The sequence below is a fragment of the Gilliamella sp. Pra-s52 genome, assembly GCF_009795805.1.
Lineage (GTDB): Bacteria > Pseudomonadota > Gammaproteobacteria > Enterobacterales > Orbaceae > Gilliamella.
In genome coordinates, this window is the sequence record NZ_WTEY01000008.1 from 80,386 (window position 1) to 102,757 (window position 22,372).

Sequence of the window (22,372 nt, forward strand, 5' to 3'; positions counted from 1 at the left end):
AAAATATTAATTACATAAACGTGTATAATGTAAACACAAAATTACATGATAGTAAATCAAATTTTCAATTATTAATCAGCTTTCATTAGGTTTGTTGTTATTTAGTTGTTTGTTGTAAATTTAAATTTACATTTTAATGATGTGGAAGTTTATGTGTTTTGATTGCATACGTGTTTTATATTGAGGCGCTTATCTTTAAGCTAGGTTGCCTTAGCTTAACGATAATAAAGTGGTTTATTGATGGCTAGTATACTTGAGATTATGGTGAATATTAAACGTTAGCAATAGACGCTAATACGATACTTTTATCAATGCCATCCATCACCTCAACATGCCCAATTTTAGTGGGTACAACGAGTCGTAATTGTCCAGATAGTACTTTTTTGTCTCGTAACATGTGTGGAAGGTAAGATTCAATCGGCATTTTTTCTGGTCTGTTAACAGGTAGTTTAGCACGTATTAGCAAGTTTTTGATTCGATCAAGATCTGCTTGTGTTAGTTTACCGAGTAATTTGGCAGTTTGAGCAGCCATTAACATTCCCACACTGACAGCTTCGCCATGTAGCCAGTTTCCATAGCCTAACTCTGCTTCTATGGCATGACCATAAGTGTGACCAAGATTTAAAATCGCACGCATGTTTTGTTCTGTTTCGTCGGCAGCAACCACTTTTGCTTTTAGTTCGCAACAGCGATAAATACAGTAACTAAGCGCATTACTGTCTAGGTTGAGTAAATCTTCAATATGCTGTTCTAACCAATTGAAGAATTCAGTATCTAAAATAATGCCATATTTTATGACTTCGGCAAGTCCTGCTGACAGTTCTCTTTGTGGTAAGGTTTTTAAGCAGTTGAGGTCAATAACCACCGCTTGAGGTTGGTAAAAGGCTCCAATCATATTTTTACCAAGCGGATGATTAATTGCTGTTTTACCGCCAACCGATGAGTCAACTTGGGAAAGTAGCGTGGTTGGTACTTGAATAAATTTAATTCCACGTTGGTAAGCGGAGGCAGCAAATCCAGCAATATCCCCGATGACGCCTCCACCAAGAGCAATAAGAATTGAGCTACGAGTATGGTTATTAGCAAGTAGAGCCGTAAGAATGGTGTTCCATGTTTCCATAGTTTTATACTGTTCACCATCGGGAACAACGACAGAATCCGTCTTTACACCTTGCTTTTCAAGCATATTAATCACTGTCTGCAAATAAAGTGGGGCGATCGTTTCATTTGTTGCGATGAGTACGCGTTGACCTGTTTGAAGTTTAAAATGTTCGAATTCAGTAATGAGATTTTCACCAATTGCGATCGGATAACTACGTTTTGCTAACGCCACATTTAATATTTTTTGCATATTAATTTCCAGACAAGTCTAAGCTGATTTATTGTTGCATGTTAGCGATAAAACAGTGGCAGTGCAACTTAGAATCATTTAAACTTATCAACAATTTTGATTTGTGATATTGAATTTTATATGTCTATTGTTTTAGTACAGAAAAATTGGCGCTTGGGCGATATAGAAGGTAACGCTAAGCAGATAATGGAACTGACTCGCCATCACTCATCCGATGATCTTCTTATTTTTTCAGAACTTGCTTTGTGTGGTTATCCCCCTGAAGATTTAGTTTATCGCACTGATTTTAAAGATCGTTGTCAAAAGGCTTTAGCTTTAATTGAGCAAGCCAGTAAGCATTGTGCGGTTATTGTTGGACATCCACATTGGCAAGATGAGCTACTTTATAATGCACTGTCGTTTTTTTGTGATGGGAAATTGCTAGCTTGCTATCATAAACAGTTACTACCTAATTATGATGTCTTTGATGAGAAGCGTTATTTTACTGCAGGTAACCAAACGTGTGTTGTGAACTTTAAAGGTCAAAAGATTGGCTTGTTAATTTGTGAAGATCTTTGGCAAAACCAGCCAATTGATGATATTAAACGTGCTCAAGCTGATTTTGTAGTTGCAATTAATGCTTCGCCTTATGATTATGAAAAACAGCAACAACGATATGATTTGGTTAAATACCATGCTAAACGCACAAGTTTACCCATTGTTTATGTCAACCAAATTGGGGGGCAAGATGAGTTGGTTTTTGATGGATGTTCTTTTGCTTGTAATAAACAAGGTGAGGTTATTTGTCAACTTCAAGCATTTCAAGAAGATATAGCTATTTTAGATTTTACAAAAGCTCATAATGTAATAACCCCAAAACCAAAATTAGAAGAAGCTATTTTAGCTTCAGTCTATGATGCGTTAGTGCTAGCAACGCGAGATTATATTACTAAAAATGGCTTTGAAGGTGCTGTTTTAGGTCTTTCAGGCGGAATTGATTCTGCTCTAACACTAGCAATTGCTGTCGATGCTTTAGGTAAAGATAAAGTGCAAGCTGTGATGATGCCGTTTCGTTATACTGCTGATATAAGTATTGCTGACGCTAAGGAAGAAGCAGAAATATTAGGGGTCGAATTTGATATTGTTTCTATTGAGTCGATGTTTGATGCGTTTATGTCATCGTTAACTCCGCTGTTTTTAGGCTCTGCAAAAGATACCACAGAGGAAAACTTGCAAGCACGCTGTCGAGGTGTGATTTTAATGGCACTCTCCAACAAACGTCGAAGACTGGTACTGACAACAGGGAATAAAAGCGAAATGTCAGTCGGTTATGCAACGCTTTATGGCGATATGGCGGGTGGTTTTGATGTGCTTAAAGATGTGCCTAAAACTATGGTATTTGCATTATCAAAATATCGAAATACGCGTTCTTATGTGATTCCTGAACGGGTAATCACTCGGCCACCTTCAGCAGAGCTAGCACCCGATCAGAAAGATGAAGACAGTTTACCGCCATATGATGTTTTAGATGGAATTTTGAAAGGGTATGTTGAACTTGATCTTTCCATTGAACAACTTGTTGCACAAGGTTATGATGAAGTGACAATAAGGCGGGTTATTAAGTTGGTTGATATCAATGAGTATAAACGTCGTCAATCTGCAATTGGTCCTAAAATTACAGCTCGTAATTTTGGTAAAGGTCGACGATATCCTATTACTTCAGCTTTTGGATTTAAAAATTGGTAATCTTGAATTAAAGGAAACTAGATATGAAAAAAATTGAAGCAATCATCAAGCCATTCAAATTAGATGATATTCGCGAAGCACTTGCCGAACAAGGTATTACCGGTATGACAGTTACCGAAGTTAAAGGCTTTGGGCGTCAAAAAGGGCATACTGAGCTTTATCGAGGTGCCGAATATATGGTTGATTTCTTACCAAAAGTAAAAATTGAACTTATTGTACCTGACGATATTTTAGAAATGTGTATTGAAACTATTATGAAAACAGCACAAACTGGTAAAATCGGTGATGGTAAGATTTTTGTTTATAATGTTGAGCAAGTGATCCGTATTCGTACTGGCGAAATGGATGAATCGGCGATTTAGATTAATATTATTGAATATCTGGTCGTTCTTGTTTTAATAATGTTGGTGTTACAATACCTTGAATAGAACAAACAAGAAGGTTCATATTTGGTCCTTTTTCAAGTAATAATAGCTTTTCGGTCGTATCCGGTGCAGGAATGGTTTTGACACCAACAACCGTACCGGTATTTTTATGCCAAACTTGAATGTCGTCATTAATACTGCGAATCATTGGATTTCCAATATAAAGAAGGTTGTCTTCCATGTTTTTCCAATCTACTCCGTTTAATGTTTCTTTTATTTGATTAATATCATTGTCAATGATAAATCCCCAAAAATAATATTTCCCTATTTTGCCAAGATCCATAGAACTATCATAATAACCTGTGATTGTTAGGTCTTTGTAAGTTATTGGCGTTTTGAAATAGACATAGTTTTTGTCTGCATTGGAGCGATTTTCAATGGATATATAAGCTTGATTTTTTTCAAAAATTTTAATGCTTGTGTGTTTTTCTAAATCTTCTTTATTGGTGTAAACAACTTTAAAAAAATCAGGGGTACATTGTATTAATGAGTCAATTAACGGTAATGTATCGGCAGATGCAGTAAAAGAGTAAAATATAACAAATAGAGCAATAAATTTTTTTATCATTTTGATTGGATTTGACAAAAATTAAGTACCATTGAGTTAAATGCTTCCGATTGTATAATTATTACAACATAATAACAATGTTAATGCGGTTTTTCTTTTTAAGTATTGTTAAAAATTGTTAAGATTTGCTGTTTGTTTGAGGGTGTTTTTTACAAAAGTTAATTTAATTTCATAAAAATATAATTTATCAAGTAATAATGCATTTTATCTCTATATATGGAAGATAGATCGCATAATTCTGAATTTATTTAGAAATTGTTTGAATATAAAACAACTATAATTTAGATTAATTAGTAAGTTATTTTGGTTGCTTAATAAAGTTAAAAATGGAAATTGATTATGTGTTCAACATTTGCAAATCGAATTTTAACAGAGCTTTCTGATGTTAAAGATATTTCAATTAAAACATTTTTTGGTGGATTTAGCGTTAATAGTGAAGATATCATGTTTGGCTGGATTACCCAAAAAAACTTTTATTTAAGAGGTCATTCCGATTATCGTTCACTTTTTGTTGATTTAGGTATGCAGCCGTTAAGCATAACAATGGGTATGTCAACTAAATTACTTGATTACTATAGAGTTGGTGATGCGCTTTTTAAGGATCATGAAAAGTTACTTGCTATGGTAAAAATGGTGATTGAGTATACGAAAAAAGAGCAATATGAAAAAAGTGAAATTAAAGCAAAACGAATAAAAGAGTTGCCAAATATGACTTTGTCATTGGAAAGATTATTGTGCAGTGTCGGAATCAAGGATGTTAAAACACTACAAGAAGTAGGTTATTTAAATGCATATTATAAAATAAAACAAAAAAAAGAGACGATTTCAATTAATATACTGTTTGCTTTATATAGTTCGTTACATAAATTTCATGTTGCTACATTATCTAACGAAACTAAAAAAGAAATTGAACTTGAATATCAATGTTTTGTAAATCAAGTTGATAATAATTCGCATAAAAAATAACTTTTGTGTGTAGTACCGATTAACGTGTATTCGCTATCTGATAATGGTACTCAAGAGTAACTATTATTTATTGCATTTTCAGATAGCTTTTAATTGCTATTATTATTTAGTTAACTAGTTTGTTGGTTTTCTTCGCGGTGGACGTCTGAAAGGCTTTGGAGTTGGTAGATCAACCAATAGCGCAGAAGGATCATACTGGCTAACTGGAATAGTATGCTCAATTGCTTTTTCAATTGCAGGTAAATTTTGTGAATAACGTTCGCAAGCTAGTGAAATTGAGTAACCATCTGCGCCAGCACGTCCGGTTCGTCCAATTCGATGTCGATAATCATCGCAATCATCCGGCAGATCATAATTGAAGACGTGAGTAACGTTAGGTATATGTAATCCTCGTGCCGCGACGTCGGTGGCAACTAAGATGTCAAGATTACCTTGTGTAAATTGCTCTAAAATAGAAAGTCGTTTTTTCTGAGCAATGTCGCCAGTTAGTAGTCCAACACGGTGTCCATCGGCAATAAGATGTCGCCAAATTTTTTCACAAGTGACTTTGGTGTTAGCAAATACAATACAACGGTCAGGCCACTCTTCTTCAATAAGGGTCTGTAAAAGAGCTAATTTATCTTCATTCGATGGGAAAAATAGTTCTTCTTTTATGCGGTGACCAATTTTTTGTTCTGGCTCAACTTCTACATATTCTGGGTTGTTCATATATTCAAAAGCTAATTCGCGCACATTATGGGTCAACGTTGCAGAAAATAACATAGTTAGTCTTTTTTGTGGAGGCGTCATATGTTTGAAAATCCAACGGATATCGCGGATAAATCCTAAATCAAACATACGATCTGCTTCGTCTAAGACTACAACTTGAATTGCTTCTAGATTAATGTAATTTTGTTTCGCATAATCAATTAACCTTCCCGTTGTTGCAATTAAAATATCGACGCCAGTAGAGAGCATTTTTAATTGCTTATCATAGCCATCACCACCAAAAGCAAGACCCAGTTTAAGCCCTGTTTCTTCTGATAAACGTTCAGCGTCATGGTATATTTGCACAACTAATTCGCGTGTTGGGGCAATAATGATAGCTCTTGGTTGATTAGTTTGGTGATCAGGTAACGGTTCATGATTCAACAAGTAATTAAATGTTGATGCCAAAAACGCCATGGTTTTGCCCGTTCCTGTTTGCCCTTGCCCAGCAATATCTATTCCTTTAGAGGTTAGCGGTAATGTCTTTTCTTGAATAGGAGTACAATAAACAAATTCATTTTTCTCAAGTGCTTTTAACACTAAAGGATGAAGAGGAAATTGGCTAAAAGTTGTTTTGGTAAGATATGATTGAATCATTGTGGTTGCGAATATAATTATCAGAATTACGGCATTATAACATACTAAACACAGTGACATCACTAATAATTATATCCTATTATACTAATTACTAGTAGAGGAAAGTGAAGTAATCTATTATTGAATAAAATTTGCAATATGTTGGAGAATAAAATGAGTAATAATATCGTTCAGTTATCAGAAGTTACATTTGATAAAACAATTAGTGAATCAACAAAACCTGTGCTTGTTGATTTTTGGGCTCCATGGTGTGGACCTTGTAAAATGGTTGCTCCGATTTTGGAAGAAATCGCTCAAGAATATGATGATAAAATTATTGTTGCTAAATTAAATGTTGAGGAAAACGCTAATGTAGCGCCTAAATTTGGTATTCGAGGTATTCCTACTTTATTGATTTTTAAAAATGGGGAAGTTGTTGCAACTCAAGTGGGTGCGTTATCTAAGGCTCAACTTAAAAACTTTATCGATCCTCAATTATAATAAATATCTTATATTTAATAAGCTGGTATTTAATAAACTGGTATTTAATAAACATAGTTAAGAGAGTGGTGAGTTATTCATTGCTCTTTGCTTTATTTTTTGGGTTTTATTCATCAGTATAAAGTGTTTGGTTTAATTAAATATAGACATGCTAATGTTTTTAGTGTAAATTGCTAGCCTCTTACAAATATTCCTTTCTAAAATTCATTGTTTTATTGGTAAAGTGATGAAATTCTATATTCAGATCTTCAATTATCACCAAAAGCTTAGCAATCGATTGAATTTATGCGTTGTAAGGGAAGGAGATTTTTATAAGTAAATGAAACAAATAGACAAAAAGAATATTAATTGCAAACATATCAATTTTATCCTCAAGAATTTTTAAAATTATGAATTTAACTGAATTAAAAAACACTTCTGTCTCTGAGCTTGTCACGCTTGGTGAAAAACAAATGGGCCTTGAAAATCTTGCCCGTCTTAGAAAACAAGACATCATTTTTGCAATCTTAAAACAACATGCTAAAAGTGGTGAAGATATTTTTGGCGATGGTGTACTCGAAATTTTGCAAGATGGATTTGGATTTTTACGTTCAGCAGACAGCTCTTATTTAGCTGGACCTGATGATATTTATGTGTCACCAAGCCAGATTCGACGGTTTAATTTAAGGACTGGTGATACCATTGCAGGTAAAATTCGCCCACCAAAAGAAGGTGAACGTTATTTTGCTTTGTTAAAAGTCAATGAAGTTAATCACGATAAACCTGAAAATGCCCGCAATAAGATCCTTTTTGAAAACTTAACTCCACTCCACCCCAATTCCCGTTTACGTATGGAACGAGGTAATGGTTCAACAGAAGATATCACTGCAAGAGTACTTGATTTAGCATCCCCAATTGGTAAAGGGCAACGTGGTTTGATTGTTGCTCCGCCTAAAGCGGGTAAAACAATGCTTTTGCAAAATATTGCACAAAGTTTGGCTGTTAATCATCCTGAATGTGAATTAGTCGTATTGATGATTGATGAACGTCCAGAAGAAGTTACCGAAATGCAACGTCTAGTTAAAGGTGAAGTGGTAGCGTCAACATTTGATGAACCAGCAGCAAGACACGTTCAAGTCGCTGAAATGGTTATTGAACGTGCAAAACGTTTAGTTGAACATAAAAAAGATGTGATTATTTTATTAGACTCGATCACACGTTTGGCGCGAGCATACAATACAGTTGTTCCTTCATCAGGTAAAGTATTAACCGGTGGTGTGGATGCAAATGCGTTACACCGTCCAAAACGTTTTTTTGGTGCTGCTCGTAATGTCGAAGAAGGTGGTAGTTTAACTATTATTGCAACCGCATTGATTGATACTGGTTCTAAAATGGATGAAGTTATCTACGAAGAGTTTAAGGGTACGGGTAATATGGAAGTTCATTTATCGCGTAAAATTGCTGAACGTCGTGTGTTCCCAGCAATTGACTTTAATCGTTCAGGTACACGTAAAGAAGATTTAATGACTTCGCCAGATGAACTACAAAAAATGTGGATCTTACGCAAAATTCTTAACCCAATGGGTGAGACTGATGCAATGGAATTTTTGATCGACAAACTTGCTATGACCAAAACCAATGATGAATTTTTCGAAATGATGAAACGGTCATGATTTATTCAATTGATAATAAATATCATTAAAGTAATGAAAAAGAGCCGTATTGTATTCTGATACGGTTTTTTTATGTAAAAATATAGTGTAGTTTATAAAACTTAATTAAGTTTTAGATGTTTTTAAAAACCTTATGGTTAAGGTTATAAAGGTTTAATAAAGGAGCCAAATCATGTCAAAACAACAAATCGGTGTTATTGGAATGGCAGTTATGGGGAGAAATCTTGCGCTCAATATTGAAAGTCGTGGGTTTTCTGTTGCTATTTATAATCGTTCTAAAGATAAAACTGAACAAGTTATGGCTGAACATTCTGATAAACAATTGGTTCCTTACTTTACGATTGAAGATTTCGTTAATTCTTTAGAGAAGCCTCGCCGTATTCTTATTATGGTGCAAGCAGGTAAAGGTACCGATGCTGTAATTGATGAGTTGCGTCCACTTTTAGATAAAGGCGATATTATCATCGATGGTGGGAATGCTTATTTTGAAGATACAATTCGTCGTAACAAAACACTATCAGCAGAAGGATTTAATTTTATTGGAACTGGTGTTTCTGGTGGTGAAGAGGGAGCGTTAAAAGGGCCATCAATTATGCCTGGTGGACAAAAAGAGGCTTATGAATTAGTTGCTCCTATATTAGAAAAAATAGCCGCTAAAGCTAATGACGAGCCTTGTGTTGCTTATATAGGTCCTAATGGCGCCGGCCATTATGTAAAAATGGCACATAACGGTATTGAGTATGGCGATATGCAACTGATAGCAGAAAGCTATTCGGTATTAAAACATGCTGTTGGCTTAACTAATGATGAACTTGCTGACGTGTTTTCTGATTGGAATAAAGGCGAATTAGATAGTTATTTGATTGAAATTACTGCTGATATCTTTAAGCATAAGGATGAAAATGGTAATTATTTAATTGATGTTATTTTAGATGCCGCAGGCAATAAAGGTACAGGTAAATGGACTAGCCAAAGTGCTTTAGATTTGGGTGAACCTTTGTCATTAATCACTGAGTCTGTATTTGCTCGTTATTTATCCGCAATTAAAGATCAGCGAGTTGCTGCATCAAAAGTGTTGAAAGGTCCTAAAAAAGAGTCTTACAGTGGCGATAAGAATGAACTTATAGAAAAAGTCCGTAAAGCGCTTTATATGGGGAAAATCATTTCGTATGCTCAAGGTTTTGCACAGTTAAAAGCTGCATCTCATAAGTATCAATGGGATTTAAATTATGGCGAAATTGCCAAAATTTTTAGAGCAGGTTGTATTATTCGGGCGCAATTTTTACAAAAAATTACTGACGCTTATGCCGAAAATAACGAGATCGATAATTTATTGTTAGCTCCTTATTTTAATAAAACGGTCGAAGCGTACCAACAATCATTACGTGATGTCGTGTCTTTAGCCGTGCAACAAGGTATTGCTGTTCCGACACTTTCAGCGGCAATTGCTTATTATGATAGCTATCGTTCAGAAGTATTACCAGCTAATTTAATTCAAGCGCAGCGAGATTATTTTGGCGCACATACTTATCAACGTATTGATAAAGAGGGTGTGTTCCATACTGATTGGTTAAATACTGAATCATAGTATTTTTAGTTGTAATCTCATTTTTGTATATAAAAGTGCAAATTTATTTTGCACTTTTTATTTTTCAATATTTCATAAATGCTTGTCATTATTGGCTTTAAGTTTGTCAAGTAATTTCATTTATTAAAAAATCTAGAAAAACACTATATATGGTGTATAATTCACACCTGTTTACTATATATAGTAGTAATTAAGCAATGTGCAAACTCGGTTTTTTGTCATAATAACTTGTGATTTGATAAGAAATGAATAACAACAACGAATATGAATGTTGATATAAAACCTATGGCAAGTGCTAAATATTAATGGATATTGAGGAGTATATATGCCTGTAGTAATTAAACGTGATGGCTGTCAAACTGCATTTAATGAGGCTCGAATCAAAGATGCGATTATCAAAGCAGCTGTTGCAGCGAATGTTCATGACCCTGATTATTGTGCAAAGGTTGCCAGTGTTGTTACTAAACAAATGAGTGAATGCGAAAGTGTTGATATCAACGAAATTCAGAATGCAGTTGAAAATCAGTTGATGTCAGGTCCTTATAAAAAATTGGCAAGAACTTATATTGAGTATCGTCATGATCGTGATCGTGCTCGTGAACGAGGTAGTAGGTTAAATCAAGATATTCGAGGACTAATTGAGCAAAGTAATGTTGCTATTCTAAATGAAAATGCCAATAAAGATAGTAAAGTGATACCTACTCAACGTGATTTACTAGCCGGCATTGTGGCAAGGCATTATGCAAAGCAGTATTTATTACCTAAAGATATTTCTCGTGCTCATGACTGTGGTGAAATACATTATCATGACTTAGATTATGCACCATTCTTTCCGATGTTTAACTGTATGTTAATTGATTTAGATGGCATGCTAACTAATGGTTTTAAAATGGGGAATGCTGAAATTGAGCCACCGAAGTCAATCGCAACCGCAACAGCTGTTACCGCGCAAATTATTGCTCAAGTAGCAAGCCATATTTATGGTGGTACGACTATTAATCGTATTGATGAAATTTTATCTAAATTTGTTACTATCAGTTACAATAAACATAAGCAAGTAGCTGAAGAGTGGTGTATTCCAAATCCAGAGGCTTATGCTCAAAGCCGTACAGAAAAAGAGTGTTATGATGCGTTTCAATCGCTTGAATATGAAGTAAATACCTTACACACAGCTAATGGACAAACTCCGTTTGTTACTTTTGGTTTTGGTTTAGGAACCAGTTGGGAATCACGTTTAATTCAAGAGTCAATTTTAAAAGTTCGTATTAAAGGTTTAGGTAAAAATCATAAAACAGCGGTTTTCCCAAAACTGGTATTTGCCATCAAAGATGGTATTAATCATAAACAAGGTGATGCAAATTATGATATTAAGCAGCTTGCACTTGAATGTGCAAGTAAACGTATGTACCCAGATATTTTGAATTACGATAAAGTTGTTGAAGTAACTGGCTCATTTAAAACACCAATGGGTTGCCGAAGCTTTTTAGGCGTTTATGAAGAAGATGGGCAATTAATTCATGATGGACGTAATAATTTAGGTGTAATTAGTCTAAATTTACCTCGTATAGCTATTGAAGCCAAAGGTGATGAAAGGCGTTTTTGGGAAATTTTAGATAAGCGTTTAGAACTTTGTAAAAAAGCATTAATGACACGAATTGCTCGACTTGATGATGTAAAAGCACGTGTTGCACCTATTTTATATATGGAAGGTGCCTGTGGCGTTAGACTGAATGAAGATGATAGTGTTTCTGAAATTTTCAAAAATGGACGCGCGTCGATTTCTTTAGGTTATATCGGTCTTCATGAAACATTAAATGCACTTTACGGGGATCAAATACATCCATTTGATAGTAATGAATTACGTGAAAAAGGGATAACTATTGTTAATCGTTTACGTAAAGCGGTGGATCAATGGAAGGAAGAAACTGGTTACGGTTTTAGTTTATATAGTACACCAAGTGAAAATTTATGTGATCGATTTTGTCGGCTTGATACGGCTGAATTTGGCGTTATTTCAGGTGTTACAGACAAAGGTTATTATACAAACAGTTTTCATCTTGATGTTGAGAAAAAGGTTAATCCGTACGAAAAAATCGAATTTGAAAAATCTTATCCTCCAGTTGCAAATGGTGGGTTTATTTGTTACGGCGAATATCCAAATATGATCAATAATGTTAAAGCATTAGAGGATGTTTGGGATTATAGTTATAGTCGTGTTCCTTATTATGGTACTAACACACCGATTGATGAATGCTATGAATGTGGTTATACCGGTGAATTTTCTTGTACCAGCAAAGGCTTTGTTTGTCCAAGTTGTGGTAACCATGATTCATCAAAAGTCTCTGTTACCCGTCGTGTTTGTGGATACTTAGGTAGTCCTGATGCACGTCCATTTAATGCAGGAAAGCAAGAAGAAGTTAAACGCCGAGTTAAACATTTAAATAATGGTCAAATTGGATAATAATTAATAGGTTATGAATTATCATCGCTATTATTCAGTTGATGTTGTAAATGGTGAGGGGACTCGATGTACTCTTTTTGTTGCAGGTTGCGTTCATCAATGCCGTGGTTGCTATAATAAAAGTACGTGGTCCCTCGATTCTGGATTGCCTTTTACACAATCACTTGAAGATCAAATCATTAAAGATTTACAAGATACTGAAATAAAGCGTCAAGGATTATCGCTTTCTGGTGGTGATCCGTTGCATCCTAAAAATGTACCAGCAATATTAAAGCTGGTTCAACGTGTTAAGTTTGAGTGTGATAACAAAGATATCTGGCTTTGGACTGGGTATAAATTAGATGAATTAACCGAGGAGCAGCAAGCCGTTATTTCCTATATTGATGTGCTAATTGATGGTAAATTTGTTCAAGAACTTGCTGATCCAAAGCTATTATGGAGAGGAAGCAGCAACCAAGTTATTTACCATTTTAAATAAAAATATAAAGTTATTATTGCGATTTATGAAGATTTAGCAGGTAGGAAATTGCTTCACGATAATTAATTTCTAAATTTTCGCTACTTGATGAAGTAATATGTAAATCTGTAATTTTTCCATTATCAATACCATATACCCAACCATGTAAGTTAACTTTTTGACCTCGTTGCCATGCAGATTGAATAATTGTTGAGTGTCCAAGGTTGTAAACTTGTTCAATTACATTAAGCTCACATAAAATATCTAAACGGATCTCTGGCGGGAATTCACCTAGCAGTGAGCTGTTTCGAAACCATAGATCGCGAATATGTAATAGCCAGTTATTAATTAACCCTAAATCAGGGTTTTCAACTGCATCCCGAATTCCACCACAGCCTAAATGACCACAAACAATAATATCTTCAATTTTAAGTACATCTACAGCATATTGCACAACTGATAAGCAGTTTAAGTCAGTGTGAATTACAAGATTGCCAACGTTACGATGTACAAACAATTCACCAGGCTTTAACTTAATAAGTTTTTCTGCAGAAACACGACTATCCGAACAACCGATCCATAGAAATTTAGGATTTTGTTCAATAGCAAGTTGCTTAAAAAATTCTGGATCTTCTTGTTCTATTTTTTCTGACCATTCGTGATTAAAACGAATTAAATCGTTTACATCAAACATAATTTATATTTCCTTTATATTTCATTGCTATTATTGGAGTAAGTTTATTATTTAAAATAGCCATTATAATTTTACTCAATTTGTTTAGTATGTTGGATTTTGCTTTTCATAATTAACTTGCGCCATAGTGGTGTAGTCAATATTTTTGTTTTAACAATTTTACTATAAAGTTTTAAGCGTAGTGGGATTGTGTTTTGATAGTAACACTTATTTGGATTTGGTTTACCACTATTTAAAATTTTACTTAAAATCTCAGCACTATCTAGCGCATAGCTTATCCCTTCTAAAGAACTTGCGCTAATAAAGCCGGCAGCTTCACCAATCAGAAAGATGTTTTCATTACCTGTATAGAAATCCCGGAACCGATTTGGGTAAACAACTAAACATTTTTCTGTTTTGATAGATTTTCCCAAAATAAATTTTTGAGTTGATAATTTTTCTTTTAATTTTTCAAAATTTTGATTTGCTACTTTTTTGGGGAAGGCTCCACCAAAGATGAAATAACCATCTTTTGAAATACTCCAAGCATAACAATTTGTGGATTTATTATCGAATATACATGAATAAAATGGATCTGGATGTTGCTCTGTAAACCATTGTTGTATGGCTACATATTGCCTTATTGTATGGTTAGGGTACCGCATTCTTCTGACGAGAGAATTGGCGCCATCAGCACCGACAACGTATTGGGTTGTAATATTGTGTTCGGTCTTATTTTTATCGATATAAGTGATTTGATAGCCATCAATAATACGTCTAACTTCTTTGCAAAGTGTATTATGTAGAACGGTAACCGTGGCGGGTATCAATGATTTTAACCAAAGATCAAATTTATGCCGATCAAAACTTACGTAACTTCTTTGATAATTACGAACAATTTTGGTTTGTAAATCTATGGTTTTGACACTAAAAATTTGTGGATCAGTTAAGATATCTTTTGGTAAGTTTAATTTTTGTCTAATAAAAGCTTTTTGTGCATCATTGGCCAATAATCCACCACAAGGCTTATGAAAACCTTCATTTTCTACTGCGTGTTTTTTATCTAACGCGATGACTTTAAAAGAAGGGCTAAGTAAACGAGCTAGCGTACTACCAGCAGGTCCAAGACCTATGATTGCGATATCGTAATCCATGTTATTGTATTATTAGCTTATCACTTTTAAAAGTGCCCTATGTTAGCAAATTATATTAGATGTGGCTATTAGATATGAAGTTTATTTATGACTACCAACTTGTAACTATGGTTTATAAAAAATACAAATTTATTTTTCTAGAGGTTAACTTTTATTATTAGTTTTACGATGTCTTTAAAAATTCTTGATTTAACTCATTAAATGGTAATGATCGGCTAATTATTACCAATCTAGATATTCTCTCTGCTGGCGTTTTCCAAGGGGATCCATAATCAAATCCTACGATTTTATGTATACCTTGCACGATTAAGCGTTGGTCATTGCCCTTAATAGCTAAAACTCCTTTGTAGCGTAACATGTCGTTGCCATATCGTTCAACTAAGCTTTCCATAAAGGAACCTATTTTTTTTAAATCGAGTTCACCTGCTTCAAAAAGATAAGAACAAATATTATCATTCCAGGATGACGTTTGTTTTTGTAATGGCAATGATCTAAATCCAACTTCAAGCTTTTGGGTCGGGTTTATAACAAAAAAGCCTTGATTTATAGTGAGTTCATCACTTAATTCAAATGCTTTTATATCAAGCCATTTAGATTTAGGTATTTGTCCTTTTATTGTTTCAAAGATAGTCGCTTTATGGTTGATTTTATGGATTCGGTTAATTATTTCAAATTTTTGTTCATTATTAACACAGTCGGTTTTAGTTAAAATAATACGGTCTGCAAAACCAATTTGTGAAAGAGCTACGCGGTGTTCATTAAGGTGTTTTAAAATATGTTGAGCATCAACAAGCGTAATAACAGCATCAAGTTGAATTTTTTCACGAAGTAAATTATCGACAAAAAAGGTTTGAACAATAGGTGCAGGATCTGCAAGTCCAGTTGTTTCAATAATCAACCGATCAAATTGTAATTCACCCGTTGAACGTTTTAATAGTAATTTATGTAGAGATTCTGTTAATTCTCCTTGTACTGTACAACAAATACAGCCATTAGTCATTTCTATGATTTGAGTATCAGTGCTGATGTTTAATAAATTGCTATCAATGTTTACAGGACCAAATTCATTTTCAATAATAATTACTTTTTCGTTATGGTTATTTTTTAGTAAATAATTAATGAGTGTTGTTTTTCCAGAACCAAGAAATCCAGTTAATAAGGTTACAGGTAATAATGAAATCGGTGTTGAATCTGTCATTTATGATCTCTTAAGTATTAGCAACATTTGAATCCACCTTTGCCGCTATATTTAGCTTCTTGTCGCTCTTTAAAAAATTCTTCATAAGACATAGGTGTTTTTTCAGGGTGAGTAAGCTTCATATGTTGAACATAATTATCATAATCAGGAATACCAATCATTAGCTTGGCTGCTTGACCAAGGTATTTTCCTGCTTTAGAGAGTGAATCAAACATATTATTTCTCTTGAGTGAAAATTATCATATTGTGATGAAATATAAAAAATTTATAGTTTAATCACGTAGCGTAAATTATATTTAAAATTTAGTATATTTAAATATAAGGCGCTAATTTGTCCGAGTCAATCATTGATTGAGAGTAATTATTCTAGAATTAGAAAATAAGAAATAATTTCTGACAGCACCTGATTATGTTGGTTTTTATTTGGTTTTAGTGGAAAACCATATTGCTATTTTTTCATGAAATTCATTTATCTATTGATAAATAACTTCTATAATATTCGACAATTTATCAAGCATAATAATTTATAAGAGTTAATAATGGAAAAGTTTCATGTAACAGGTTCAACTGCACTAAATGGCGAAGTGGTTATTTCTGGTGCAAAAAATGCTGCGCTACCAATTTTATTTGCTGCAATTTTGGCCGAAAAACCCGTAGAGCTTCGAAATGTTCCCAAGTTGAAAGATATTGACACAACATTAGAATTGCTAAGCCAGTTAGGCGTAAAATGTGAAAAAAATGTTTTTATTCACCTTGATGCAAGTCAACTTAATAACTATTGTGCACCTTATGAGCTAGTTAAAACCATGCGAGCTTCAATTTGGGCTTTAGGTCCACTTGTTGCTCGTTTTGGGCAAGGGCAAGTTTCATTACCTGGTGGCTGTGCTATTGGTGCAAGACCTGTTGATCTTCATATTACTGGTCTTGAGCAATTAGGTGCGACAATTACACTAAATGAAGGGTATGTTAAAGCAACGGTAAATGGGCGGCTTAAAGGTGCTCATATTGTGATGGATAAAGTCAGTGTTGGTGCTACCGTTACCATTATGTCTGCTGCAACTTTAGCTGAGGGTAAAACTGTAATCGAAAACGCAGCTTGTGAACCTGAAATTGTTGATACAGCTAAATTTTTAAATATGCTAGGCGCTAAAATTACAGGTGCAGGTACAATGCGTATTGAGATTGAAGGGGTTGAGCGTTTAGGTGGTGGTATTCATGAGATTGTTTCTGATCGTATTGAAACGGGGACTTTTTTAGTTGCTGCGGCTATATCTAAAGGTAAAATCACTTGTCGAAAAACTGATCCAACTTTGCTCGATGCTGTGCTTTCAAAATTAAAGGAAGCAGGAGCTAAAATTGAAGTCGGCGAAGATTGGGTTTGTTTAGATATGCAAGGAAAAAGAGCAAAAGCTGTCAATATTCATACGGCTCCGCACCCTGGATTCCCTACTGATATGCAAGCTCAATTTTCATTATTAAATATGGTTGCTGAAGGTACAGGAATTATTAAAGAAACAATTTTTGAAAATCGATTTATGCATGTGCCAGAGTTAATTCGGATGGGTGCTAAGGCAGAAATTGAAGGCAATACCTTAATTACGTATGGTGTTGAAACGCTAAGTGGTACACAAGTCATGGCAACGGATTTGCGTGCATCAGCAAGTTTAGTTTTAGCTGGTTGTATTGCTGAAGGTTTAACGACTGTTGATCGTATTTATCATATTGATCGTGGTTATGACAATATTGAGGCAAAATTAAGGAATTTAGGTGCTAATATTGAAAGAGTAAAATAGACTTCATTAAACTAAAAATGATTAAGTTGTTTGTTTAAAAGGAACGTGGTAATGACAAAGCAAGCATTGGTATTTTTATCAGATGGCTGCGAAGAAATAGAGGCGGTAACAACAATCGATTTATTAACTCGAGCTGGTATTAATGTTACTACTGCTAGTATATCAAGCTCTCGTGAAGTTGAATGTTCTCGTGGTGTAAAAATTTTAGCTAAAAAAACACTTTCAGATGTTCAACATGTTGATTTTAAAGTTGTTATTTTGCCTGGTGGTTTGAAAGGCGCTGAAAATTTTCGTGATTGCCCATTGTTGATTGAAAAATTAAAACAAATACATCAAACTAGTGGTATTGTTGCAGCAATCTGTGCTTCACCTGCCATTGTTCTACAACATCACAATTTATTCCCTAATGCTAATATGACTGGTTATCCAACTACTAAAGAGGCATTTAAAAATTGGAAAGCTGATAGAGTTTATTTTGATGAGCAGAATAAGGTCCTTACTAGCCAAGGACCCGCGACTTCTATTGATTTTGCTTTAAAAATTATTGAAGTGCTGCTAGGACGAGCAAAGGCTGCTGAGGTTGCTTCACAGCTCATTCTTCCATCGGGGATTGAAACCTATCAATAAATAGGTACTAAATGTCAAATTCACATTTGTATGAAAAATTAGTTAAAAGAGCAACGTTAAGTGCTGTTTTAATTTCCGTTTTTCTAATTTTAATTAAATTTATTACTTATTGGTTAACAGGCTCTATAAGTTTACTTGCTTCATTATTGGATTCAAGCATCGATTTAATTTCTTCTGGGTTGAATTATTTTTTAGTCCGTTATGCGCTAAAACCCGCGGATGATGATCATACCTTTGGTCATGGTAAAGCCGAATCCTTAGCGGCATTATTACAGAGTGCATTTATTATTGGTTCAGCGATAATTTTATTATTTTCTAGTATTCGATCTTTTATTCACCCAAATCCACTACAGATTCCTTTATTAGGAATAACTATTTCGACAATTTCTGCTGTAATTACATTTATCCTTGTTTTATACCAAAGGCGTGTTATTAACATCACTAAAAGTAATGCTATTCAAGCTGATATGTTACATTATTCTTCTGATCTATTACTAAATATTACTGTTGTAGTTGCTCTTTGTTTTAGTTGGTATGGTATTACCTATGCTGATGCAACATTTGCATTCTTTATTGCTTTATATATTTGTTATAATGCCTATTGTATTGCCTATAGTTCTATTCAAGATTTACTTGATAGGGCATTACCTGAAAGTGATAATATATCGATTGCAGAAATTATTAGTCAGTATCCAGAGGTTTATGGCTTTCATGATTTAAAAACTAGGCAGTCAGGTCCCGTTAAATTCATCCAATTGCATATAGAACTTGATGATAATATGCCTTTAATTAAAGCTCATGCTATTGCTGATTCTATTGAAAAACGAATTTCAACACAGTTTTCACCTGCAAATGTCATTATTCATCAGGATCCTATCTCTGTTGTCCCAATCGAAATGATGTAGCATAAAAAAACATCAAAATGGCAATTAATCTTCTATTGTTAGATATCTGTTAAGGTTCTATAATAACTAAAAGTTAATAATTTGGAGTTATTTTATATGATAAAAAAAATAGGTATTTTAACAAGTGGTGGTGATGCTCCAGGGATGAACGCTGCTATTAGAGGTGTGGTAAGAACAGCCTTAACAGAAGGATTGGACGTTTTTGGTGTTTATGATGGCTATATGGGGCTTTGTGAAGATCGTATCGTTAGACTAGAGCGTTCAAGTGTATCTGATATCATTACCCGTGGTGGTACATTTCTTGGCTCAGCTAGATTTCCAGAGTTTAAAGATAAAACTGTAAGACAAAAAGCTATCGATAATTTGAAAAAACATGAAATTGATGCTTTAGTAGTTATCGGTGGTGATGGTTCATATATGGGGGCAATGAGGTTAACTGAAGAAGGTTTTCCATGTATCGGCTTACCAGGGACTATTGATAATGATATCCGTGGTACCGATTATACTATTGGTTATTTTACTGCACTTAGTACGGCTGTTGAAGCAATTGATAGATTACGTGATACTTGTTCTTCGCATAACCGTATATCAGTTATTGAGATTATGGGGCGAGATTGTGGTGATTTAACTTTAAATGCTGCTATTGCTGGTGGTTGTGAGTTTATGATTATTCCTGAGGTTTCTTATACTAAAGAAGATTTAATCGAAGAAATTAAACTTGGTTTTGCAAAAGGTAAAAAACATGCAATTGTAGCAGTTACAGAGCATATGTGTGATGTAAATAAACTAGCCGCTGATATTGAAGCTGCAGTCCATCACGAAACACGTGCAACAATTTTAGGCCATGTTCAACGAGGTGGTTCACCAGTGCCTTATGATCGTATTTTAGGGTCACGCATGGGGGCTTATGCCGTTCAATTATTACTTGAAGGTCATGCTGGTAGAAGTGTTGGTGTACAAAATGGTAAATTAGTACACCACGATATCATCGAAGCTATCAATAACATGAAGCGTTCGTTTGATATGGAACTATACAATACTGCTAAACGATTATTTTAAATATTAATTGTGATTAAAGTATAATCTGAATTGATAAAGATTTAATTGTTTTATTATAGGTGAGTTGTTGGAAATGAAATGTTAACAATAACCACCTATTTTTTAATGTTATTAAAATTAGTCGATGTTGATATTAGATTCAAAATAAAACAATTTTGGAATTTATCAAGAATGATATGACTATAATAAATTAACTATTATGATATATAGGTAGTTTTATGTCGCTACATTTTTTAGAGGCTAATGATCGTTTTTATGTTTGTGATGAAAATAATAAAAAAATAGCTGAAATGACGTTTACAAGGTTAGGAAAAGATAAAGCTACGATTAATCATACTTATGTTGATCCGGACTATCGAGGACAAGGAATTGCTAATAATTTATTAGATATCGTAGTAAAACGATTACAGCAAGAAGAACGTGATATTATTCCTATTTGTTCGTTTGCTGTTAATAGATTGGTAAAATAATTAAATTGAGTTTTTGTCTATTGACTTATAGTTATATATAACACCAATATTTGTTTGGATTTTTATTTTTAATAAATGATAGTTCTAACTACATGAATATGTAATAATGTACATTAAATGTGTTTGTATTGATCCACAATCTCCAAAATGGTAACAGAAAAACAGCAAAAGATTCATTCGATTCATGTTTTACGCGGTGTTGCAATTATTATGATTGTTTTCAGCCACTGCTTAGGTGTGTTTAAAAATACTAACTTAATTGCTAACAGTTATTTATTTTCTTTTTTGAATTTATTTGCATTTAATTTTACGACGTTTTTTGTATTAATTGCCGGTTTTTTATTTCAACATCTAACATATAAATTTGATACTAAAACATACTATTTATCAAAATTTAAGACAGTTGTATGTCCTTATATTTCAATATCAATTTTCTGTTTTATATTTTATCATTACCAATATTTATCTAGTTTACCTTGGTATTCGTCAACTGAAAATAGCATAATTAGTGTAATAACTAAAATGATGTTGACAGGAACACAGCTATTGCCATTATGGTTTATACCGATGATTATCATTATTTATTTAATGGCTCCTTTATTATATTCTTTATCAAAAAAGAGTTTAATTATAACTGGTTTGGTTTCTATGTTTTGGGTAGTTATGTTTACTAAGCCTGATTTCACTCGACCTCTTTTAAATTTATTGCATTATGGTCCTGTCTATTTAACGGGTATGATGATAAAACAAAATTATCAAATTATTATGAAATCCGTAAAAAGTAATTTATTTTTGGTCATGTTCCTTTTTTGTTTATGTTTTTGGATTCCATTTGCTTATCGTTATATGGATCACTTAATTGTTGAGAAACTTTATTACGATACATTACAAAAAATTGTTCTATTTATATTAGCACTTTACTTTTTAGATAAATTGAATCATAAAATTAATGATGGGCGAACTTATAAGTTTTTGTCTTATATGGCAAATATTAGTTTTCCTATTTATTTTATTCATGAAATTATTGTGTTTGAACTTGAACGGCTATTATATATGTCTCCACTAAACAATGTAATCAAAACGGATAATGGGTGGTTAGCGTCATTAGGCGCAGTATTTTTTTTGATATCTACTTTAGTTTTAAGTGTTATTATTGCTAATATTATAAAATGGATTTTTAAAAATAAATCACAATATCTTATTGGTAGCATTCGTTAAACTATTTCCATTCATATTTTCATTTGTATTTTTTTAAGGGCTTTCTTTTTTAAAAAATATATAATTTTCCAAAGGATAATAACCTTTATTTTGTCCACATAATTAAAGTATTTGAATAAATAAGAAACAGACAGAAAGAAAATTGAAATTAATAGTTGCATGATTTTTTTAAATCCCTATAATGCGCAGCCACTGACACGCAGTCAGCATAAAGCAGTCGGCGAATAAGGTTAGTGAACAAGGTCAAAAATTTTAAAA

General features: G+C 33.5%; 21 protein-coding genes. 14 read left to right on the plus strand and 7 right to left on the minus strand.

Going from position 1 to position 22,372, the window contains the following annotated elements; genetic code table 11:
• Positions 1–271 precede the first annotated feature (271 nt).
• The gene (gene aroB / locus GQ594_RS07385) at positions 272–1,351 is read right to left on the minus strand and encodes a 3-dehydroquinate synthase (protein WP_160411951.1); all 1,080 of its coding nucleotides are present in this window, start codon (positions 1,349–1,351) and stop codon (positions 272–274) included.
• 120 nt (positions 1,352–1,471) lie between these two features.
• Between aroB and GQ594_RS07390 the strand changes: the two genes are divergently transcribed.
• Positions 1,472–3,076, plus strand: coding sequence for an NAD+ synthase (locus tag GQ594_RS07390; RefSeq protein WP_202112512.1), 1,605 nt, complete (start codon positions 1,472–1,474; stop codon positions 3,074–3,076).
• Positions 3,077–3,099: 23 nt separating this feature from the next.
• Positions 3,100–3,438, plus strand: coding sequence for a nitrogen regulatory protein P-II (gene glnB / locus GQ594_RS07395; RefSeq protein WP_160400767.1), 339 nt, complete (start codon positions 3,100–3,102; stop codon positions 3,436–3,438).
• 7 nt (positions 3,439–3,445) lie between these two features.
• Here the strand turns inward: glnB and GQ594_RS07400 are convergent, their stop codons facing one another.
• Entirely contained in the window at positions 3,446–4,087 is a 642-nt protein-coding gene (locus GQ594_RS07400; RefSeq protein ID WP_160411950.1) for a hypothetical protein, read from the minus strand.
• Positions 4,088–4,408: 321 nt separating this feature from the next.
• Between GQ594_RS07400 and GQ594_RS07405 the strand changes: the two genes are divergently transcribed.
• Positions 4,409–5,035, plus strand: coding sequence for a TfoX/Sxy family DNA transformation protein (locus GQ594_RS07405; protein WP_160400765.1), 627 nt, complete (start codon positions 4,409–4,411; stop codon positions 5,033–5,035).
• A 114-nt stretch (positions 5,036–5,149) separates the two neighbouring features.
• Here the strand turns inward: GQ594_RS07405 and rhlB are convergent, their stop codons facing one another.
• Complete coding sequence (rhlB, locus tag GQ594_RS07410; protein WP_160400764.1) at positions 5,150–6,379, minus strand: ATP-dependent RNA helicase RhlB; 1,230 nt, start codon at positions 6,377–6,379, stop codon at positions 5,150–5,152.
• 153 nt (positions 6,380–6,532) lie between these two features.
• Here rhlB and trxA point away from each other — a divergent pair, with 153 nt between their 5' ends.
• From trxA to nrdG, 5 genes are all read left to right on the plus strand, one after another.
• On the plus strand, positions 6,533–6,859 hold the full coding sequence (gene trxA, locus GQ594_RS07415) for a thioredoxin TrxA (RefSeq protein WP_160411949.1): 327 nt from the start codon (positions 6,533–6,535) through the stop codon (positions 6,857–6,859).
• 389 nt (positions 6,860–7,248) lie between these two features.
• Positions 7,249–8,511, plus strand: coding sequence for a transcription termination factor Rho (gene rho, locus GQ594_RS07420; protein WP_160400762.1), 1,263 nt, complete (start codon positions 7,249–7,251; stop codon positions 8,509–8,511).
• 172 nt (positions 8,512–8,683) lie between these two features.
• Positions 8,684–10,099, plus strand: coding sequence for an NADP-dependent phosphogluconate dehydrogenase (gndA, locus tag GQ594_RS07425; RefSeq protein ID WP_160411948.1), 1,416 nt, complete (start codon positions 8,684–8,686; stop codon positions 10,097–10,099).
• 325 nt (positions 10,100–10,424) lie between these two features.
• Complete coding sequence (gene nrdD / locus GQ594_RS07430; protein WP_160411947.1) at positions 10,425–12,560, plus strand: anaerobic ribonucleoside-triphosphate reductase; 2,136 nt, start codon at positions 10,425–10,427, stop codon at positions 12,558–12,560.
• 13 nt (positions 12,561–12,573) lie between these two features.
• Entirely contained in the window at positions 12,574–13,038 is a 465-nt protein-coding gene (nrdG, locus tag GQ594_RS07435; protein ID WP_160411946.1) for an anaerobic ribonucleoside-triphosphate reductase-activating protein, read from the plus strand.
• A 13-nt stretch (positions 13,039–13,051) separates the two neighbouring features.
• On the opposite strand, the gene can is transcribed toward nrdG, so the two are convergent.
• The 4 genes from can to GQ594_RS07455 form a co-directional block, all read right to left on the minus strand.
• Positions 13,052–13,711 carry a carbonate dehydratase gene (gene can / locus GQ594_RS07440; protein WP_160411945.1) on the minus strand — a complete coding sequence of 220 codons (660 nt, stop codon included), beginning with the start codon at positions 13,709–13,711 and terminating at the stop codon, positions 13,052–13,054.
• 71 nt (positions 13,712–13,782) lie between these two features.
• Complete coding sequence (locus tag GQ594_RS07445) at positions 13,783–14,844, minus strand: FAD-binding protein (protein WP_160411944.1); 1,062 nt, start codon at positions 14,842–14,844, stop codon at positions 13,783–13,785.
• Between the two features lie 163 nt (positions 14,845–15,007).
• Entirely contained in the window at positions 15,008–16,042 is a 1,035-nt protein-coding gene (locus tag GQ594_RS07450) for a CobW family GTP-binding protein (RefSeq protein ID WP_160411943.1), read from the minus strand.
• Between the two features lie 17 nt (positions 16,043–16,059).
• Positions 16,060–16,257 (minus strand): YbdD/YjiX family protein, encoded by a 198-nt coding sequence (locus GQ594_RS07455; protein WP_160400755.1) that lies wholly within the window; start codon positions 16,255–16,257, stop codon positions 16,060–16,062.
• Between the two features lie 324 nt (positions 16,258–16,581).
• Between GQ594_RS07455 and murA the strand changes: the two genes are divergently transcribed.
• From murA to GQ594_RS07485, 6 genes are all read left to right on the plus strand, one after another.
• The gene (murA, locus tag GQ594_RS07460; RefSeq protein WP_160411942.1) at positions 16,582–17,835 is read left to right on the plus strand and encodes a UDP-N-acetylglucosamine 1-carboxyvinyltransferase; all 1,254 of its coding nucleotides are present in this window, start codon (positions 16,582–16,584) and stop codon (positions 17,833–17,835) included.
• Between the two features lie 51 nt (positions 17,836–17,886).
• A complete protein-coding gene (gene yajL, locus GQ594_RS07465; RefSeq protein ID WP_160411941.1) occupies positions 17,887–18,462 on the plus strand; it encodes a protein deglycase YajL in 576 nt (191 codons plus the stop codon).
• 11 nt (positions 18,463–18,473) lie between these two features.
• Positions 18,474–19,367, plus strand: coding sequence for a cation diffusion facilitator family transporter (locus tag GQ594_RS07470; RefSeq protein WP_160411940.1), 894 nt, complete (start codon positions 18,474–18,476; stop codon positions 19,365–19,367).
• A gap of 96 nt (positions 19,368–19,463) precedes the next feature.
• Complete coding sequence (gene pfkA / locus GQ594_RS07475) at positions 19,464–20,426, plus strand: 6-phosphofructokinase (RefSeq protein ID WP_160400751.1); 963 nt, start codon at positions 19,464–19,466, stop codon at positions 20,424–20,426.
• Between the two features lie 218 nt (positions 20,427–20,644).
• Positions 20,645–20,896 carry a GNAT family N-acetyltransferase gene (locus tag GQ594_RS07480; RefSeq protein ID WP_160411939.1) on the plus strand — a complete coding sequence of 84 codons (252 nt, stop codon included), beginning with the start codon at positions 20,645–20,647 and terminating at the stop codon, positions 20,894–20,896.
• Between the two features lie 147 nt (positions 20,897–21,043).
• Positions 21,044–22,114 carry an acyltransferase gene (locus GQ594_RS07485; protein ID WP_160411938.1) on the plus strand — a complete coding sequence of 357 codons (1,071 nt, stop codon included), beginning with the start codon at positions 21,044–21,046 and terminating at the stop codon, positions 22,112–22,114.
• Positions 22,115–22,372 lie beyond the last annotated feature (258 nt).

Bases quoted from the DNA above. Each gene is read 5' to 3' on its own strand.
- nrdD (WP_160411947.1), top strand. From the start codon at position 10,425: ATGCCTGTAGTAATTAAACGTGATGGCTGTCAAACTGCATTTAATGAG.
- aroB (WP_160411951.1), bottom strand. From the start codon at position 1,351: ATGCAAAAAATATTAAATGTGGCGTTAGCAAAACGTAGTTATCCGATC.
- pfkA (WP_160400751.1), top strand. From the start codon at position 19,464: ATGATAAAAAAAATAGGTATTTTAACAAGTGGTGGTGATGCTCCAGGG.
- GQ594_RS07390 (WP_202112512.1), top strand. From the start codon at position 1,472: ATGTCTATTGTTTTAGTACAGAAAAATTGGCGCTTGGGCGATATAGAA.
- murA (WP_160411942.1), top strand. From the start codon at position 16,582: ATGGAAAAGTTTCATGTAACAGGTTCAACTGCACTAAATGGCGAAGTG.
- glnB (WP_160400767.1), top strand. From the start codon at position 3,100: ATGAAAAAAATTGAAGCAATCATCAAGCCATTCAAATTAGATGATATT.
- GQ594_RS07450 (WP_160411943.1), bottom strand. From the start codon at position 16,042: ATGACAGATTCAACACCGATTTCATTATTACCTGTAACCTTATTAACT.
- GQ594_RS07470 (WP_160411940.1), top strand. From the start codon at position 18,474: ATGTCAAATTCACATTTGTATGAAAAATTAGTTAAAAGAGCAACGTTA.
- rhlB (WP_160400764.1), bottom strand. From the start codon at position 6,379: ATGATTCAATCATATCTTACCAAAACAACTTTTAGCCAATTTCCTCTT.
- GQ594_RS07405 (WP_160400765.1), top strand. From the start codon at position 4,409: ATGTGTTCAACATTTGCAAATCGAATTTTAACAGAGCTTTCTGATGTT.
- GQ594_RS07480 (WP_160411939.1), top strand. From the start codon at position 20,645: ATGTCGCTACATTTTTTAGAGGCTAATGATCGTTTTTATGTTTGTGAT.
- GQ594_RS07445 (WP_160411944.1), bottom strand. From the start codon at position 14,844: ATGGATTACGATATCGCAATCATAGGTCTTGGACCTGCTGGTAGTACG.
- yajL (WP_160411941.1), top strand. From the start codon at position 17,887: ATGACAAAGCAAGCATTGGTATTTTTATCAGATGGCTGCGAAGAAATA.
- nrdG (WP_160411946.1), top strand. From the start codon at position 12,574: ATGAATTATCATCGCTATTATTCAGTTGATGTTGTAAATGGTGAGGGG.
- can (WP_160411945.1), bottom strand. From the start codon at position 13,711: ATGTTTGATGTAAACGATTTAATTCGTTTTAATCACGAATGGTCAGAA.
- GQ594_RS07485 (WP_160411938.1), top strand. From the start codon at position 21,044: ATGGTAACAGAAAAACAGCAAAAGATTCATTCGATTCATGTTTTACGC.
- GQ594_RS07455 (WP_160400755.1), bottom strand. From the start codon at position 16,257: ATGTTTGATTCACTCTCTAAAGCAGGAAAATACCTTGGTCAAGCAGCC.
- trxA (WP_160411949.1), top strand. From the start codon at position 6,533: ATGAGTAATAATATCGTTCAGTTATCAGAAGTTACATTTGATAAAACA.
- rho (WP_160400762.1), top strand. From the start codon at position 7,249: ATGAATTTAACTGAATTAAAAAACACTTCTGTCTCTGAGCTTGTCACG.
- gndA (WP_160411948.1), top strand. From the start codon at position 8,684: ATGTCAAAACAACAAATCGGTGTTATTGGAATGGCAGTTATGGGGAGA.